The organism is Polyangium sorediatum (assembly GCF_029946465.1).
Taxonomy (GTDB): Bacteria; Myxococcota_A; Polyangia; order Polyangiales; family Polyangiaceae; genus Polyangium; species Polyangium fumosum.
The window spans coordinates 300,238-315,278 of the sequence record NZ_JARZHI010000002.1; the positions used below are offsets into that span (position 1 = coordinate 300,238).

Consider the following 15,041-nt stretch of genomic DNA (forward strand, 5'->3'; position numbering starts at 1 on the left):
CTCCTCCGGGCCTGCGTGCGTCCTTGCCCCCGCACGCCCGGTGCCATGCCTCGACCCATGCCCCCGTCCGTCAACTACCACCTGTGGAAGCCGTGCAACATGCGGTGCCGTCATTGTTTTGCGACCTTCGACGACATCGCAGCGACGGATCTGCCCCGCGGCCATTTGCCTCGCGCCGCGTCCATCCGCGTCGTGGAGCTCCTCGCAGAACGATTCCGCAAGATCACGTTTGCCGGGGGCGAGCCAACGCTTTGCCCTTGGCTCCCGGAGCTCATCGAGGTCGCGAAGGAGCGCGGGGCCGTGACCATGCTCGTCACGAACGGTACCCGCCTGAAGAACGAGGTCCTCGCGTCGCTCCAGGGGCGGCTCGATTGGCTCACGTTGAGCATCGACAGCGTGTCCGAGGAGACACACGTGGCCCTCGGGCGCGCCGTGCGGGGCAGCGCCATTCCCACCACGAGGTACATCGAGATGACCGAGCAGGCCCGCGCGCTGGGCATGCGTATCAAGGTGAACACCGTGGTCACGGCGCTTCAGGCCGACGAGGACATGTCCGATTTGATCCTCGCCCTCCGCCCGGAGCGATGGAAGGTCTTGCGCGTGCTGCCGATCGACGGCCAGAACTCTGGGCGCGTCGAGCCGCTTCTGTGCACCGCGGAGGCCTTTGGTGCGTTCGTCGCGCGGCACGAGCGCGTGCAGGCGCGCGGCGTCGCCCTCGTGCCCGAGGACCACGAGGACATCCTCGGCAGTTATGCCATGGTGGATCCTGCCGGCCGTTTCTTCGACGACATGGACAGCGTACACCATTACGGCCGCCCGATCCTCGAGGTCGGCTTGGACGCGGCCTGGGACAGCGTTCGTTTTTCGCTCGTCCGGTTCCAGGGGCGCGGGGGAGATTATGCCTTTTGAGGCGTCATCCCTCTTCGGCGATTTTGCGCAGGAGCCGCAAGAGCCTCGCCCGGTCCACCCCGAGCCTCCGCGCTGCTTCGGACTTGTTTCCTTTGCACTCGGCGAGCACACGATTGACGAGTTCGCGTGAGAGCGGCCGCGCGCCGACGTCCCCCGCCGCTACGCCCAGGAATTCGGAGACGGCGCGCAGGGTGAGCCCGCCGCTCGGCTCCATGTAGGTCACGAGGAGGTCGAGGTCGCGCACATTGGCGCGGAAGGGCGCGAGCATCAACCGCTCCAGCGCTTCCACCTCCACCCGTCGCGGGTCGAGCGTCACCCTGCGCCTTTGAAAAAGATGTTCCACAATGGCAAACAGGTCTTCGGGTCGCTTGCGGAGCGGTGGGATCTCGATGCGCGCCAGAAACCTCGCGTACAGGTCCCGCCGGAAGGTCCCGGCGTCGATCATGTCCTCGATGTCGCGGTTCGTCGCGGCGACGAGGTGGACGTCCACCTTGACTGGCCTGCTCTCGCCGACGGGCAAGACCTCCCGGTTCTCCAGGAGGCGAAGCATCTTTGGCTGCAATTCGGGCGCGAGCTCGCCGAGCTCGTCCAGAAACACCGTGCCACGCGCGTGGGCGCGCAGGATGCCTTCGCCGCCGTCCGCGCTGCCCGAGAACGCGCCTTTTTTCCAGCCAAACAGGTGCGCCTCGAAGACCGTGGCCGGCATGGCGGCGACGTTCACGGCGGCGAAGGGTTTGCCCGCGCGGCCGAGCGCGCGCGTGACCTGCTCGGCCAGCAGCTCCTTGCCCGTCCCCGTCTCGCCCAGGATGAGCACGTTGGGCACGGGCCGATGGGTGAGCCGCGCGAGGTCTCTGCGGATGTTTTGCAATCCGAAGGGCCCGACGAGCGTCCCGAGCGGCGTCTCCGGGGCAAGCGGGCCTTCGAATCGTTCTCGGAAGACGAGGATCGTGCGGCCGATCCGCACGACGGCGCCGTCTTCGAGCGGCACGGCCTCTCGTGGACGAAGGGCATGGCCGCCGATGAACGTCCCATTGCGAGAGCCGAGGTCCTCGACGTGGATGCGTCCTCCAGGCCGCGAGAATCGAAGGTGCTTGCTCGAGACCTCCCCGTCGATCACGCCGCGCTCGGCGAGGAAGGCGCGGCCCAAAGGTTCACTCGGGCCCGGCAGCGGAAAGGCGGCGGGCGTGGGGAACGCGGCGAGCAGGACGGGCTCCCCGCTCGGACCGTCGTCCCGCGCCGGCGGTCGATGCTCTTCCGTGGTGGTCTGGCTCATGGCGATGGATCGTCGAGGTAAAACGCGACGGGGATCTGCCTGTCGCCAATCCGGAACTCCGTCCCGACACACAGCGCGGAGGTCAGGAGTCCTTTCGGGTGAAAGATGTGGTTCCCGTGGGCGACCGTCTCGCCGCGGGAATCCTTGATCGTGATCTCCAGGCCCGGCTTGTGCGAGAGCTGGCCGGCCGTCACGGAGAGACGTCGTTCCCGGGCGATTCCACCGTCTCGCGAAGGGTCTGCGCCGTCAGCGGCGGCGATACATTGCTCTTCGCTTCGGGGATCGTCCGCGCGGCGGAAGCAGACCGAGAGGTCCGCCTGTCCCCCGTTGAGATGGGCAAGCCGCAGCAGGAACGGCCGATCCAGAGGTAACATCTCTGCGCAGCGTCCGGGGACATAGGGCCGGCCCGAGCTGCATTTGGCGCATTGCTCGGGTTTTTTCTCGCACCACGTCCCGCGCGTGTCCTGCTTCGTGGTGTTGCAAGCGAGTCCGCCGCAGCAGACGCCGGCGCGGTTTTGCTCGACGGTTTTCGGGGGCGACGACGACGGCACGAGCGCCGTCCCGCTGGGGTTTGGCGTCGGCAGCGACAGCAGCGGAACGTCGTCCGCAGCGAACTTCCCGGGCGGCTTCAGGTAAATGGCCCCTGCGAGGAGCGCGATTGCTCCTGCCAGCGCGTACATCGCGCCCCGCGCCCCGCGCCCCGAGGGTTCGTCCCGACGCACGGGGGCCGACGAATGCCGCGGCGCGGGCATCGGAGCCGTCCTCGCGGCCGGGGCCATGGGCTCCGTGCGCGGGACGAACGGTGCCGGGGCCGGCGCGTGGGGCTCGGTGCGTGAGGGAAGGGCGCCGGAAGGCGCGCGCCGGCTCGGCGGAGGCGCGCCCGTCTTCAGCACCGACGCGAGCGCGGCGCCGTGCTCCGGGCGATCCTCCGGCCCGAGCGAGAGGCACGCCGCGATGGCCGTGCCCCACGGCCCGGACAAACTCGGGCTCGGCCAGGGCCTCCGCCCCGCCTCGATGTCCGCGTACCTCTGCGCCATGGCCTCGAACGAGGCCGAAGGGCCGAGGCCTGCGGGGTGCGTGCCCCAGAGCAGCTCCCACGCGATGATGCCGAACGCGAACATGTCGCGCGCGCAGCTCTCCTCGGCTGCTGCGCGTCGGCTCGGGCTCGGGCGGAACAGCTCGGGCGCGAGATACCGCACGGTCCCGATCACGCCGCCGACCGCCGTCAAGCGCTGCGGATTGCCGATCGGAACGGCGATCCCGAAATCGATGACCTTCACCGCTCCGGGCTGGTGCGGGGTCTCCCAGAACGCGTCCGTCACGAGCACGTTCGCCGGCTTCAGATCGCGGTGCGCGAGTCCGGCCGCGTGCACGTACGCGAGCACGTCGACCACCTGCACGAGCGCGGCGAACCGATGTCCTTTGGACATCCGCCGATCGTGCATCGCTGCGTCGAGCGTCGAGCCCTGGACGAGGTCGAGCACGACCCCGACGAGGCCCTTGTCGAGATCCTCGAACAACGCGTGGCACGCGCAGAGCCCCGGGTGATCGAGCGCCGCGAGGATCTTCGCCTCGCGCCGGGCGCGCGCGAACGCCGCCTGCCCCGCCTCCGAGAGGTGAACGAGCTTCAAGGCTCGCGTGGCCCCTTCGTCCAGGGGATCGACCACCTGCCACACCGCCCCCTGTCCACCTTCCCCAAGGGGCCGGATCAGCGTGTAGCGATCGACACGGTCACCCGGACGCAAATCCACGTACTGCCGGTTACACCATTCAGCCGAGGGAGGGAAGGCGGAAGGCGGGACGAGCGCGGTGTTTGTCTGCGACGACGCCTGGGTCTGGCGGACGCGATGGGAAGATCCGTTGGGGCTCACAACATCGGCGCGCCACGAAGTGGGCTGCCTGCGAGCGTTTTCGGCGTAGAATGGAGGGGTGAGGTCCGTGCCCCCGCGCGCCCTGGGCTCCGCGATCGTGATCGTCGCTGCGGCGTCGATCGTGGTCGCCGCCGCGCAGCGCGGGGCGCCTTCGCGCGCGAACGACGGGGCGCCCGCCGCGCCGGTGACGTCCGCGCTTCGCTTGGGAGCGCTGCCGGGGGTCGCGTCTGTGCTCGCGCCTGCGCCGCCGAACGACGTGCCTGCGGCGGTGGCCCCGGCGGAGGCGCCGAACGTGCCCGCGCGTTGTGCGCCGGAGCCTGCGATCGAGGTGCGCGTGTCCGAGCCGCCGCCCGCAGCGGAGCTGTTTCGCCTCGCCAAGGAGAAACCCGAGACGCTCGGCTCGGCGTCGCTGGGGTCGCCGACGCGGGGGTCGCTGTTCGGCGGCGTGGAGCTCAAGGACTCCGAGGGCCTCCTGCGCGCGGGCGGGTATGGCTGGGGCACGGAGCTCGTCATTCGCTCGATCGAGCGCGCGGTGCGGGAGGTGCGGCGGTGTTTTCCGGGCTCACCCTCGCTTTATGTCGGCGACATCGCCCGCGAGCGCGGCGGCTGGCTGAAGCCCCACCGGAGCCATCAATCCGGCCTCGACGCCGATATTGGATATTACTACAAAACGCAGGCGACCTGGTACCAGCGCGCCACGGCGCAGAACCTCGACGCGGCGCGCACGTGGGCGCTCGTGCGGTCGTTGATCGAGGGAGGCAACGTCGAGATGATCTTCATCGACGTCTCGGTGCAGCGGCTCTTGCAAGCGCACGTTGCGTCCCTGCCTGAGGGCGAGCGCCCGGCCGAGGACGTTTTTCCGAGCCCCACGAAGAGGGACACGCTGATTCGCCACGCCTGGGGGCACGCGACGCATTTTCACGTCCGGTTCCGGGATCCGGCGGCGGTGGCGCTTGGGCATCGGCTCGCGGACATCGTGCCGCGGCTCCGAGGCGCGCGCCGGGCGCCACGCTGATCACGGCGTCACGTAGAACCAGCCGAGGCACATCTCGTCGTTCGTCCCCTCGCCCCATTGAAGGTCCTCGGGGGGCATCTTGACGCCGTTCACGAGCGGCTGGTTCGCCGCCGAGTTGTCCCAGTGGCACTCGATCCTGAGCTTGTCGCCGGGCATGATCTGGCGCGGTTCGAGCAAGGTGTACGGCGATTGCCAGTGAAAATCCCATTTCGGGATGTCGACGAGGCACGCTTCCGTGCCCCCGGATGGAGTGTGGGACGTCGAGATGCTCTTTCCGCGCAGGTGCTGGTGCAGACCGACGGTGTGCAACGTAAAAGGCTGGTCCGCGGGCAGCGCGCCCTTCGTGAAGATCGAGACGGCCGTGGCCGCGTCCTGCTCGAACGTGTGCACGACGTCGGAATCGCCGGCTGGAATCACCATCCCACCCGGATTGCGCCACGCGGGGTTGAGCCATGGCATCGAGAAGGCGGGTTTTTCCACGGTATCGTCGATCCGTACGGCGACCGTGGTTCGATCCGGCTCCGGCGTGCCGTGGGCGGTGTTGTAATGGAGCTGCAGGATGATCTTGGTCCCGGGCGGGACCTCGATGCCCGTCCCCGCGGGGGCGTCCCGCCCGAAGGAGCCAGGCGCCCAACCGCCGAGGATCCCGTATCCCGAGGGCCCCTCGATGGCCTTGTCGTCCCCTTTCGGCCCGCCGAAGCAGGTATACCCGGGGCCCGGCTCCGCCGCGTCGTAGGCCTCGTACGTGGAGACTGCGTTCGGCTTCGCGTAAAACACGACCACGTGATGGACGATGGAATCGTTGCCTGGCGTGATTCCGAGGCCCGTGACGAATTTCGTCGTGTCGTACGGCCAGTCGATCAAGAAGCAACGATAATCGTCGGGCCCCTTCGTGGGCGTGTAGGGCTCGGGCATCGGGAGGTCGAGGTCCGTGCGGGAGAGCGTGCCCGGATCCCCCGGAAGCGCGACGAAATCCGCCGGATCCCCGAGCGGCGCGCCCGCGTTCGCCCAGCGCGCGAGGGAGTCGATTTGCGGCTCGGTGAGCGAGGGGTCGTGCGCAATCTCGGCGCACTCCGGCGAGGGGGGCCAGGGAGGCATGCGCCGGCTTTGCACCGCAGCCACGATCGCGTCCTTGCGCAAGACCACGTCCTCCACCGTCGTGAGGGCGAAGGGCCCGATCCCGCCTGCGGTGTGGCACCCCGCGCATTTCGCGTCGAGGACGGGTTTGACGTCTCGGTAATAGGTCGGAGAAGCGCCGGGCGATGAGGAGGAGCTTTGACCATCCGCGTTCGAGCAGCCGACCGCCCCCGCGCTCATCAGGGCGAGCAGCGCCGCGCGTGTGCCGTGATATCGATCCATGCCGGCCATCGTGCCTGCGAAATGTTGACGGGTCGTGGAGGCGAGCGAGATTGTCTCCCAGGCGCGCGCGGCGGGTGATACCCCTCGGGCATGACGACGCGCGTGCTCGTGGTCGAGGATGACCCCGGCGTCGCCGCCGGGCTCGTGCGCGGGCTCGTGGCCGCGGGGTTTTGGGTGGAGCTCGCGACGAACGGTCGCGCCGGGCTCGAATCGGCGCTCCGAGGCGTTTTTGATCTCGTGGTGCTCGACCTCATGTTGCCCGAACGATCCGGCCTCGAAATCCTGGCGGATCTCGATCGAAGGCGGCGAATCCCCGTGATCGTTTTGACGGCGCGCACGGATCTGCCCGATCGGCTGCGATCGTTCGACCTCGGGGCGATCGATTACGTGCCGAAGCCGTTTTTCCTGGAGGAGCTCGTGGCGCGGATCCGCCTGCACCTCGGCTTGCGCGCGGCGGCGCCGCGACGGCGTGTACGGTTTTCCGGCGTGACGGTGGACCTCGACGCCCGTGTGGCGCGGCAAGGCGAGGCGGCGCTGCCGCTCACGCGCGCCGAGCTCGATGTGCTCGCGTACCTGGTCGAGCGTCCGGGCCGGGCCATTCCGCGCGAGCAGCTCGCCGAGGGAGCGTCGTCCTCGCTCGAACCTTGCGACGCGCGCACGATCGACTCGCACGTCGCGCGGATTCGCAAGAAGCTCGGCGAGGGCGGGGCCGCGGCGATCGTGACCGTGTGGGGGATCGGGTATCGATTCGAGCCGCCGGAGGACGAGGGATGAAGCTTTTGCGCAATCTCTCGATGCGGATCCTGATCGTGTCGATCCTGAGCGGCGGCGTGGGCCTGATCAGCGCGGCCTTGGCGGCACGGTATGCGACGCAGCGCATGGCGGCCGACGTGATGCGCCAATGGCTCGAACGCTCCTCGGCTCGGCGCAAGGTGCGCTGCGAGGAGCGGCCGGAAGAATGGTCGGCGGGGCTGCCGGACGGACCGCGGATTTACGCCTATGATGCCCGGACGCTCACCTCGGAGAATCCCGACGCTCCGCCGCTGGATCGAGCGCTCCATGCGCGCCTCGGCCCGGTTCCCGGGACCGTCGAAGGGGAGCTCGTGGCCCCGTGGACCGGAGGCGGCGGGCTCGCGCAGTTTCGCGCGGCAAACGAGGGCCCGTGCGCGGTGCTGCAAGCCGTATGGCCCGCGCGTCCACCCGAGCCGCGCGTGCTCCTCGCCGGCATCGTCGGGGTTCTCGGCGCCACGGCGGCCGCGGCGGCGCTCGGGTTTTTCTTGGTCGTACGGCCCCTGTCGTCGCGGGTGCGTCGCCTGTATGGCGCGGCCACGCGTGTCGGGGATCCGTGCGGATACGAGCCGGCGCGGCGCGCAGAGGACGACGAGCTCGATCGCGTGGCCGCCGCGCTCGATCGAGCCCATGCGCGCATTCGTGACGACGCCGCGAGGCTCTTGCAGCGACGGCAGGACCTCGAGCGGCACCTGTCGGACGTCGCGCACGATCTGCGGACGCCGCTCGCTTCGCTCCAGCTCGCCGTCGAGCGAGCGGCCGATGAAGCGACGGAGCCCGCGCAGGGCGAGGTGTTCGCGGGGGCGCTGCGCGATTGCGTGTACCTCGCGGGGCTCGTCAGCAATCTGCGGCTCGCGGCCGAGCTCGAGCAAGGATTCGATCCCGTGGCGAGCGGGGAAGGGGTGGATCTCGTGGACGCCGTGGAGCGCGTGGTCGCCCGTCTCTCGGCGCTCGCGCGCCGGCGCGGCATTGCCCTCGGGCATGCGGTCCCGGACGAGGCCGTGCCCGTCCGATGTCACCCCGTGGCGTGCGAGCAGGCCCTCGGCAATGTGGTGGAGAATGCGGTCTCGTATGGCGAGCGCGGTGGGCACGTGGCGGTCGTGTTGCGGATCGAGGCAGACGCGCGCTTTGGCCTCACGGTCGTCGACGACGGGCCCGGGGTCCTGCCTTCGGAGATTCCGCGGCTCGGAGAGCGGACGTTTCGATCGGACGAAGCGCGCCGTCGCGACCCGCGTGGCTCAGGCCTCGGGCTCGCGATCACGAGCGAGGTTTGTCGGCGTGCGGGCTTCGAGCTTCGTTTTGAGGCGGAGGCGCCGCGCGGGCTGCGGGTGACGATCCGCGGCTTCTCACTTGCCGCGGGCGTAGGGCGGCCCGAGATCCGCGCCAGGAGGGTGAACGCGATGGCAAACCAGAATCAGGGACCGAGCAAGTCGAAGGGCGAGGAGCCCGCGGAACAGGGCGTCCGGCAGGACATCGAGACCGTCGAGAGCGAGCGCCTCGCGCAGGAACACGTGCAAGAGACCGGGCGCGAGGGCGAGAGGCCTGCGACGGGCGTGGTCAGCGACCGCGGGGATACCCCGGGCGAGGCGTGGCGTCACGGCGTGCCGTTCGATCGCGCGCATCCGCGCGGCCGCGGCGGGCGGGGATGAAGGGACGGGAGGCTCAGGGAAAACCGACGCCCTTGCAGGCGGCGGGGTCGAAATACCCGTCCACGACGCCGCACGTGCCGTCCGACGCCGTCCCTTTCTTGATGCAATACTTCCCCGCCGTATCGCCGAGCCCGACGTAGGGGACGAGTTCCTTGCATTCGAAGTCGTCCGGGCAGTTGCAATAGTTCCCTTCGTCGGGGGCGCCATCCGCGGGGCCGCAGCGGCAGGAACAATACACTGCTTTCTCCGGAGGGCGTGGCCTGCACTGGCCACAGACGGCTCTCGAGACCGGCGCGTCCGATCCGGGGACGCAGCAGCTCTTGCCCTCATTTTCGGCCACGCTCGCGTCCTCGCTTTGACAGCTCCCGGGCACGTGGCAGACGTACTTCTTGCATTCCTTCGTTCCTACGTCGCACGTCGTGCCCTGGGGGCAATGGTCGTCCGCGGCGCACGCGCAGGACCTGCGCTCCGCGTTGCATGCGCCGCCGTAGTTCGCGCATTGCGAGGCGCCCCCGTCCGCCGCCTGGGGATCACAAGGGATCGGGACGACGCCCGATTCGACGCACGATTGGTCCGGGCCGCAACTCGCGTCCAGGGGGCCCGTGCACGGGGTCGGCTCGGGTTGCCCGAGCGGGCAGCTCGTGCGGCCCTGGAAATTGTTGATCAGGCAGATCCCCGTCTCGCATTGCTGGAAATCATTCGTCACGATGCTGCGCTCCGTGACCTTCGAGCCGGCGAATCGCGCGTCGAGCTCGACGAAGGGGATACATGGATTCCCCACGTCGCTCGACGTCTGGATGGGCTCCGCGACGATCACATTGCAGCCGGGCAGGAGCCCGGACGCAGCGGAGAACAGACCCGCGAGGACCATCGAAACGACGAAAGCACCACTTCGCACACCATTTCGTAGCGACATGAGCACCTCTCCCCCGAACAGTCTCCAGAGCCCGTCGACACGGCTCAAGTCGCAAATATTTTCTTTCAATTCCAGGAGAGATCGGCGCCGAGGGAGGGGGAGAAAAAGGGCAAACCCCAGGTCGCGGTCACGCGACCGACGAATTGGACGACCGGACGCTGGACCGTCACGCCGGTGAGCACGTCCGCCCGGATTCGAAGGTGCGGCGTCACCGCGTAGCCGAGCCCTGCGCGAAGGTACGGCGCGAAGGTGAAGAGCGTCTCGGTCGTCCCCGCATACGAGCGCGCGGGGCGGCCTTCGAAATGGAGAAGGACCGCCGAGAGCCCGGCGCCCACGTTCACGTTCCACGCGGCGCCGTGAGGCGCGAAGGCCCCCCGAAACCCCACGCCGAGCAGGCCGATCCGCGAGGTCGCCACGCCCTCGGGGCCGAGGAGGTTCGCCGGGACAACCGGGATCGACACGAAGGCGCTCATCCCGATCCGCTCGCTCGGCCGCAAGATGTGCAGGGACGTATGGAGGAGCCCCGAGGGGTCGATGCCGCCTGGGCTCATCAGCATGGAAGGTCCGAGCTCGAGCGTGAGGAGAGGCGGTTTGTTGGGGCGCGCGGCGGCGGGCGGCGCCTCGGCGGGGCGAGGGGCGAGGATCTCCCGAATGACCGGCGGTGGGGCCACCTCGCCGGGCGGCGGCCGCGGCGCGTCGAGCTCCATGAGGCTCGCCCGGAGCAGCTCCATCACCCGGAGCGCAATCGTGGCGCTGCCGCCGTGGGGAGGCTCGTGCTCCGCGACGAGCTCGCGGAGCACGGTCTTTCCGGTCATTCGATCGACGATCCACACCTCGACGCCTGCGCTCGACGGGACGATCCGCACGGCCGCGACCGCGTCGTTTTTGCGCGCGGCTTCCTCCAGCGGCTCGCGCGCCGGCGGCCCCGCCTCCATCTCCGCGTCGAGGACCTCGAAATGGAGCGCCTCGAGCTCGGCCCGGATGCGCACAGCGATCCCCTCGTCCTTCGCGGGCGCGACGAGGACGATCCGTGGCTCGCCACTCGCGCGTGCCTCGGTGAGCGGGAAGGAGATCATGGCGAGGAACGCGCAGAGCGATGCCGCCCTCATTCGTCCCCCGCCGCCGCCCGAGCCACCTCGGCGTGAGGGCCGCCCGGGAAATCGCGCAGATACGCGCGCGCCGCCTCGCGGGCAAGGGGTTTGTCCCCAGAGCGCAGGCGCGCTTCGAGGAGCCGCCCCGCAGCCTCCCGGGCGAGCCTGCCGCGCGGGCGCTCGCGCAGGTAGGTCGCGAACCAGCGCGCGGCCTCTGCGTGCGCGCCCTGTTTGTCGAAGGCGATGATTCCCAGGAGGAAGGCTGCCTCGGCGGCTTGCTCGTCGGCGGGGAAGCGCCGTCGCAGCGCCGAGAACGCTTCCACGGCGCGCGCCGTATCACCAGTCAGGCGCGCGGCGTCGCCGAGGTCGCGGAGATCGGCCGCGCTCCCTGCCTCGTAAATGGCGTCGAGCCCCTCGCGGTCCGCCGCTTCGAGGGCGTCTTTGTATTTGCCCGAGGCCGCGAGATCACGCCACGAGGGGCCCGGCGGTGCGGGTGGGAGGGGTGTCTTGCGCGGCGGCGCGGCGCGCGGGACGTGGGGCGCAGGCGGCGGCGCATCGGTGGTTTTTTCGGGCGGGTCCTCGGGCAGGGACGGCGGCTCTGCCGCATTCTGGGGGACGTCCGGCGCCTCGCGTGTCTCCGGGTTGTCCCGGTGAATCACGAAACGCCCCTCCTTGCGGTTTACCTCCAGCGTATCGCCGCTGCGCAGGGCGATTCCTTCGCCGAGGATGGGACCCGCGACCACGACCGAGCCCTCGACGAGGTGCAGCGTGAGCCGCTCGGCGGCGAGATCCCAGGCGACATGAAAACGCGTGCCCGTGACCAGGATCTCGAAGGGGCCGCTGTCGACGAGCCAGCGTGTGCCCTCGTGGTGCACGACGGTGGCTTCGAGCGCGCCATTCTCGAGTACGACGCGCCCGCCCGCGCGATCTACAGAGGCAATCCGGACGCTCGAATCCGGCTGGATGCGGAGGCGTGTTCCGTCCGAGAAGACCACCGGGACCATGCGCCCCGTCGGCGTCGCGATGAAGGCCCCGGCCCTGCCCGCGTAGGCCCCTTCGCCCGCGCCGACGTGAAACGTGAGCGGGCGTTGCGCGAGGACGAAACAAAGGAGCAGGCACGCCGCGGCTGCCACACCGAGCGCTGCCCCGACAAACCGTTTTCGGGTTTGCCGGGAAGGATGGGCCCGCCGCGCGGCGTCGGCCGTGAAGAGGCGCGCGCGCGCCTCGGGATCGGGCGCCCGTCGGCGGAGGATCTCGTCCTGCTCCGCGCCGATCCTGCGGCCGAGCCGGATCAGCGCTTCTTCGGAGCTCCCCATCGTGCACTCCCTTCGAGCCAGTCCGAGAGGGCCGGGTGCTCCCGCGCCTGCTCGGTGAAATGGGCCTCGGCGCGCGCGAGCCGCCGTTTGATGGTCGCGAGCGAGACGCCACACGCCTCCGCGACCTCCGTGAGCTCCATCCCCCCGACGAATCGCAGCGCAAAGGCGATCCGCTCGTCGACGGGCAAACCATCGAGGATCGTGTACGTGGCGCGAAGAGCTTCGGTGACCTCGCTGTTCGGCAGAGGCGCCTCCACCTCGGGGACTTCGTACCACGGCAAGAGCCGGAGCCAGAATCGGCGCGAGCGGCGCAAGATGCAGGTTCGGGCGGTGAAAATGGCGATCGAGGTGAGCCAAGCGCGCAAGGCGCCCGGGTCGCGCAGCTCGTCGATCGAGCCGAGCGCGCGGACGAACACGTCGTGATGGATATCGGCGAGCTCGCGATCGGCGCCGAGCACGCGGACGAGCGTCCGCATGACGTGCGCCTCGTACCTATCGTAAAGCGCCGCGGTCGCCGCGCGGTTGCCCGCGCGAACGGCGGTTACCAGGACGGCGTCGTCCCCCACGAATGGGAGGGCCCGGACGACCACGCCGCCGCCGCTGCCGGCCGCAGGAGGCTCGCTCGTTCTCGTGGAAAGGTGCGACGTACCCACGCTGATGACACCACAGTATCCGCACCCCGTCCCGACGGCTCATCGGTTGGTTGTCTCACGGATTGAAGGCGTCGCCTGTGCGCGTCCTGAACGTGCGTTGCCCTTTACGCTCCCAATGAGAGCGAGGAGGGGCGAAGACTCGGGGGAAATGTCATGAACGAGGAATACGCCACCAGGCGACGGTCGCGATCCTGGATGTCACGGGCATCCGTATCGTCGACACGCACGTCGCACAGGCGCTCGTTCATGCAGCGCAGGCCGCGGGCACGCTCCAGAGCGGGATTGCGTGGGCGATCAGGGGCCGGCGTTGAGGAGCACGAGCACGTCGCGATCCTGATGATTGGCGACGGCGATGTCGGGACGGCCATTTTTGTCGAAATCGTCGATGATCAAGCCGTTCGGGGATAGGCCGAGCGCGAGCTTTTGAAGGGGCTGGAAGGTGCCGTCGCCGTTGCCGAGGAAAAGGGACAGGTCGGAGGTCGTGAAATTCTCGACCGCCACGTCGGCGTGCCCGTCGCCGTCAAAGTCTGCGACGCCGATGGCCATCGGCGCGCCGCCGGAGGGGTGGTGCACGGCCGCCTGGAAGGTGCCGTCGCCTTTGCCGAGCAGCACGGACATGTCGTTGCTCTCCGCGTTCGCCGCAACGAGATCGATGTGCCCGTCGCCATTGAAGTCGCCCGTCGCCACGGCGCGCGCGAGCTTCCCCGCGGGATAGCCGATCGCTGCGGCGAAAATGCCGTCGCCCTGACCGAGGAGGATTCTCACGTCGTCATATGCGGCAACGGCGAGGTCGAGCGATCCATTGCCGTCGAAATCGGCGGTCGCGATGCTGATGGGCGCCGTGCCGGCGGGGGAGGTGATGGCAGTCGCGAGCGTCTCGTCGGGTTTGCCGAGGAGCACGTGCACGCCGATGCCCGACTGGCCGGGGACGATCAAATCTTCGAGGCCGTCCGCATTCACGTCCCGCACGACGAGGTGCATTCCCTGGCCGAGGGCCTCGTAACTCGCGCTCATGGACTGCGGCGGGAACGTGCCGTCGCCTTGGTTCACGAGGACGGAGACCGTACCGAGGTGCGAAAGCGCGATGTCCGCTTTGCCGTCCCCCGAGAGATCGCCGATGGCAACGGAGAAGAGCAAAATCGTGTTCATGTTCATGGCCACGGGGAACGTCTCCGGCGGGCCAAAGGTGCCGTCGCCTTTGCCACGGAGGATCGTGTACGTATTGTCTTGCTGGGAGTTGGCCGTGACGATGTCCGTCGCGCCGTCTCCGTCGAGGTCACCGCCGGCGAGCCAAAGGGGCGGAGAGAGGTCCGCACCGACGACGTACGAGGCTGGCGCCTTGAAAAGCGCGCCCGCGCCGCCAGACCCACCGGCGCCGCCCGTGCCGCCTGTGCCGCCTGACCCGCTTGTGCCGCCCGCACCGCCCGTGCCCGAGGAGGTGCTGCTGCTCGACGAGGTGCTGCCCGCGTCGGGATCACCGCTCGAGGCACAAGCGCCGAACGCTGCCGCGCCGAGGAGGAAAAAAATCGTGGTGAAGATGGAACGAAACAAGGGCAAGCTCCTTTCTGGTTTCCAGGACTCCGTGCCGCTCTCTACTTCCAGCTCACCTCGTAACGGCAACGCGGCCCGCGAAGCTTTCGACAAACCGAGGGCTCGAGGTGCGTGACGAGCGCAGTGCGTTCGAATCGCCGCGCCCAAGCCTGCATGATTCCGCGATCGAGATCGCAGTTGTAGGGGGAATCCACCTCCATGACGGCGCGGTGCCGGGAGACGGATGCGCACTTGTAATGGCCTATGCCCTCCCGCATCGTGCCCGTCTGTGGGTCGAACATGGGCACGCCGTTTTCGAGGTGATTGAGGTGGTATCCAGCGTCGAAGATCTGCATCGCCGTGGCGATGTCGGTCGCTCCGGGCGGAATGGCGGCGTGGTTGACGACTTGGCTGCCCATTTCGAAGGCTTTCTGTGGGCCGACGAGCGTGAGCAACTCGTTCAGTGCGGCAATGAGCTTGTCGAGCGGGCTCGCCGGCAGGATCTCGATCTCGCCGCTCGGCCCCACCCGGACGAGCCCGTATTTCGCGAAGACGGCGCGCGGGGCGTCAGGCACTGCTTTGAACGCGTCGAAGTAACTTTCGATGATGGGGGCGGTGGCCGCGAATTCCGAGAGCATCCCGCAGGATAGCGGACAGGCAACGGAACACC

At 69.1% G+C, this 15,041-nt stretch carries 13 protein-coding genes; 4 read left to right on the plus strand and 9 right to left on the minus strand.

Annotated elements, in window-relative coordinates:
- Nucleotides 1-57 precede the first annotated feature (57 nt).
- A complete protein-coding gene (locus tag QHF89_RS03435) occupies nt 58-909 on the plus strand; it encodes a viperin family antiviral radical SAM protein (protein WP_284719996.1) in 852 nt (283 codons plus the stop codon).
- A gap of 4 nt (nt 910-913) precedes the next feature.
- On the opposite strand, the gene QHF89_RS03440 is transcribed toward QHF89_RS03435, so the two are convergent.
- A complete protein-coding gene (locus QHF89_RS03440; protein WP_136966074.1) occupies nt 914-2,182 on the minus strand; it encodes an FHA and sigma-54 interaction domain-containing protein in 1,269 nt (422 codons plus the stop codon).
- Entirely contained in the window at nt 2,179-4,053 is a 1,875-nt protein-coding gene (locus tag QHF89_RS03445; protein ID WP_284719997.1) for a protein kinase domain-containing protein, read from the minus strand. Before QHF89_RS03445 ends, QHF89_RS03440 begins: the two co-directional genes overlap by 4 nt.
- Nucleotides 4,054-4,111: 58 nt before the next feature.
- On the opposite strand from QHF89_RS03445, the gene QHF89_RS03450 reads away from it, so the two are divergent.
- Nucleotides 4,112-5,068, plus strand: a complete 957-nt coding sequence (locus tag QHF89_RS03450; RefSeq protein WP_284719998.1) for a penicillin-insensitive murein endopeptidase — start codon at nt 4,112-4,114, stop codon at nt 5,066-5,068.
- On the opposite strand, the gene QHF89_RS03455 is transcribed toward QHF89_RS03450, so the two are convergent.
- Nucleotides 5,069-6,427 carry a monooxygenase gene (locus QHF89_RS03455; RefSeq protein WP_284719999.1) on the minus strand — a complete coding sequence of 453 codons (1,359 nt, stop codon included), beginning with the start codon at nt 6,425-6,427 and terminating at the stop codon, nt 5,069-5,071.
- Between the two features lie 90 nt (nt 6,428-6,517).
- Here QHF89_RS03455 and QHF89_RS03460 point away from each other — a divergent pair, with 90 nt between their 5' ends.
- Entirely contained in the window at nt 6,518-7,201 is a 684-nt protein-coding gene (locus QHF89_RS03460; protein WP_136966070.1) for a response regulator transcription factor, read from the plus strand.
- The gene (locus QHF89_RS03465; RefSeq protein ID WP_136966069.1) at nt 7,198-8,865 is read left to right on the plus strand and encodes a sensor histidine kinase; all 1,668 of its coding nucleotides are present in this window, start codon (nt 7,198-7,200) and stop codon (nt 8,863-8,865) included. The genes QHF89_RS03460 and QHF89_RS03465 overlap by 4 nt, the downstream gene beginning before the upstream one ends.
- Nucleotides 8,866-8,878: 13 nt before the next feature.
- Here the strand turns inward: QHF89_RS03465 and QHF89_RS03470 are convergent, their stop codons facing one another.
- The 6 genes from QHF89_RS03470 to QHF89_RS03495 form a co-directional block, all read right to left on the minus strand.
- Nucleotides 8,879-9,781, minus strand: a complete 903-nt coding sequence (locus QHF89_RS03470) for a hypothetical protein (protein WP_136966068.1) — start codon at nt 9,779-9,781, stop codon at nt 8,879-8,881.
- Nucleotides 9,782-9,846: 65 nt separating this feature from the next.
- Nucleotides 9,847-10,857, minus strand: coding sequence for a hypothetical protein (locus QHF89_RS03475; RefSeq protein WP_136966067.1), 1,011 nt, complete (start codon nt 10,855-10,857; stop codon nt 9,847-9,849).
- A gap of 29 nt (nt 10,858-10,886) precedes the next feature.
- Complete coding sequence (locus QHF89_RS03480; protein WP_136966066.1) at nt 10,887-12,188, minus strand: FecR domain-containing protein; 1,302 nt, start codon at nt 12,186-12,188, stop codon at nt 10,887-10,889.
- Nucleotides 12,164-12,841, minus strand: coding sequence for an RNA polymerase sigma factor (locus QHF89_RS03485; protein WP_284720000.1), 678 nt, complete (start codon nt 12,839-12,841; stop codon nt 12,164-12,166). The genes QHF89_RS03480 and QHF89_RS03485 overlap by 25 nt, the downstream gene beginning before the upstream one ends.
- Nucleotides 12,842-13,135: 294 nt before the next feature.
- Nucleotides 13,136-14,392 carry an FG-GAP repeat domain-containing protein gene (locus tag QHF89_RS03490; RefSeq protein ID WP_136966065.1) on the minus strand — a complete coding sequence of 419 codons (1,257 nt, stop codon included), beginning with the start codon at nt 14,390-14,392 and terminating at the stop codon, nt 13,136-13,138.
- Nucleotides 14,393-14,433: 41 nt separating this feature from the next.
- A complete protein-coding gene (locus QHF89_RS03495; protein ID WP_136966064.1) occupies nt 14,434-15,009 on the minus strand; it encodes a hypothetical protein in 576 nt (191 codons plus the stop codon).
- Nucleotides 15,010-15,041 lie beyond the last annotated feature (32 nt).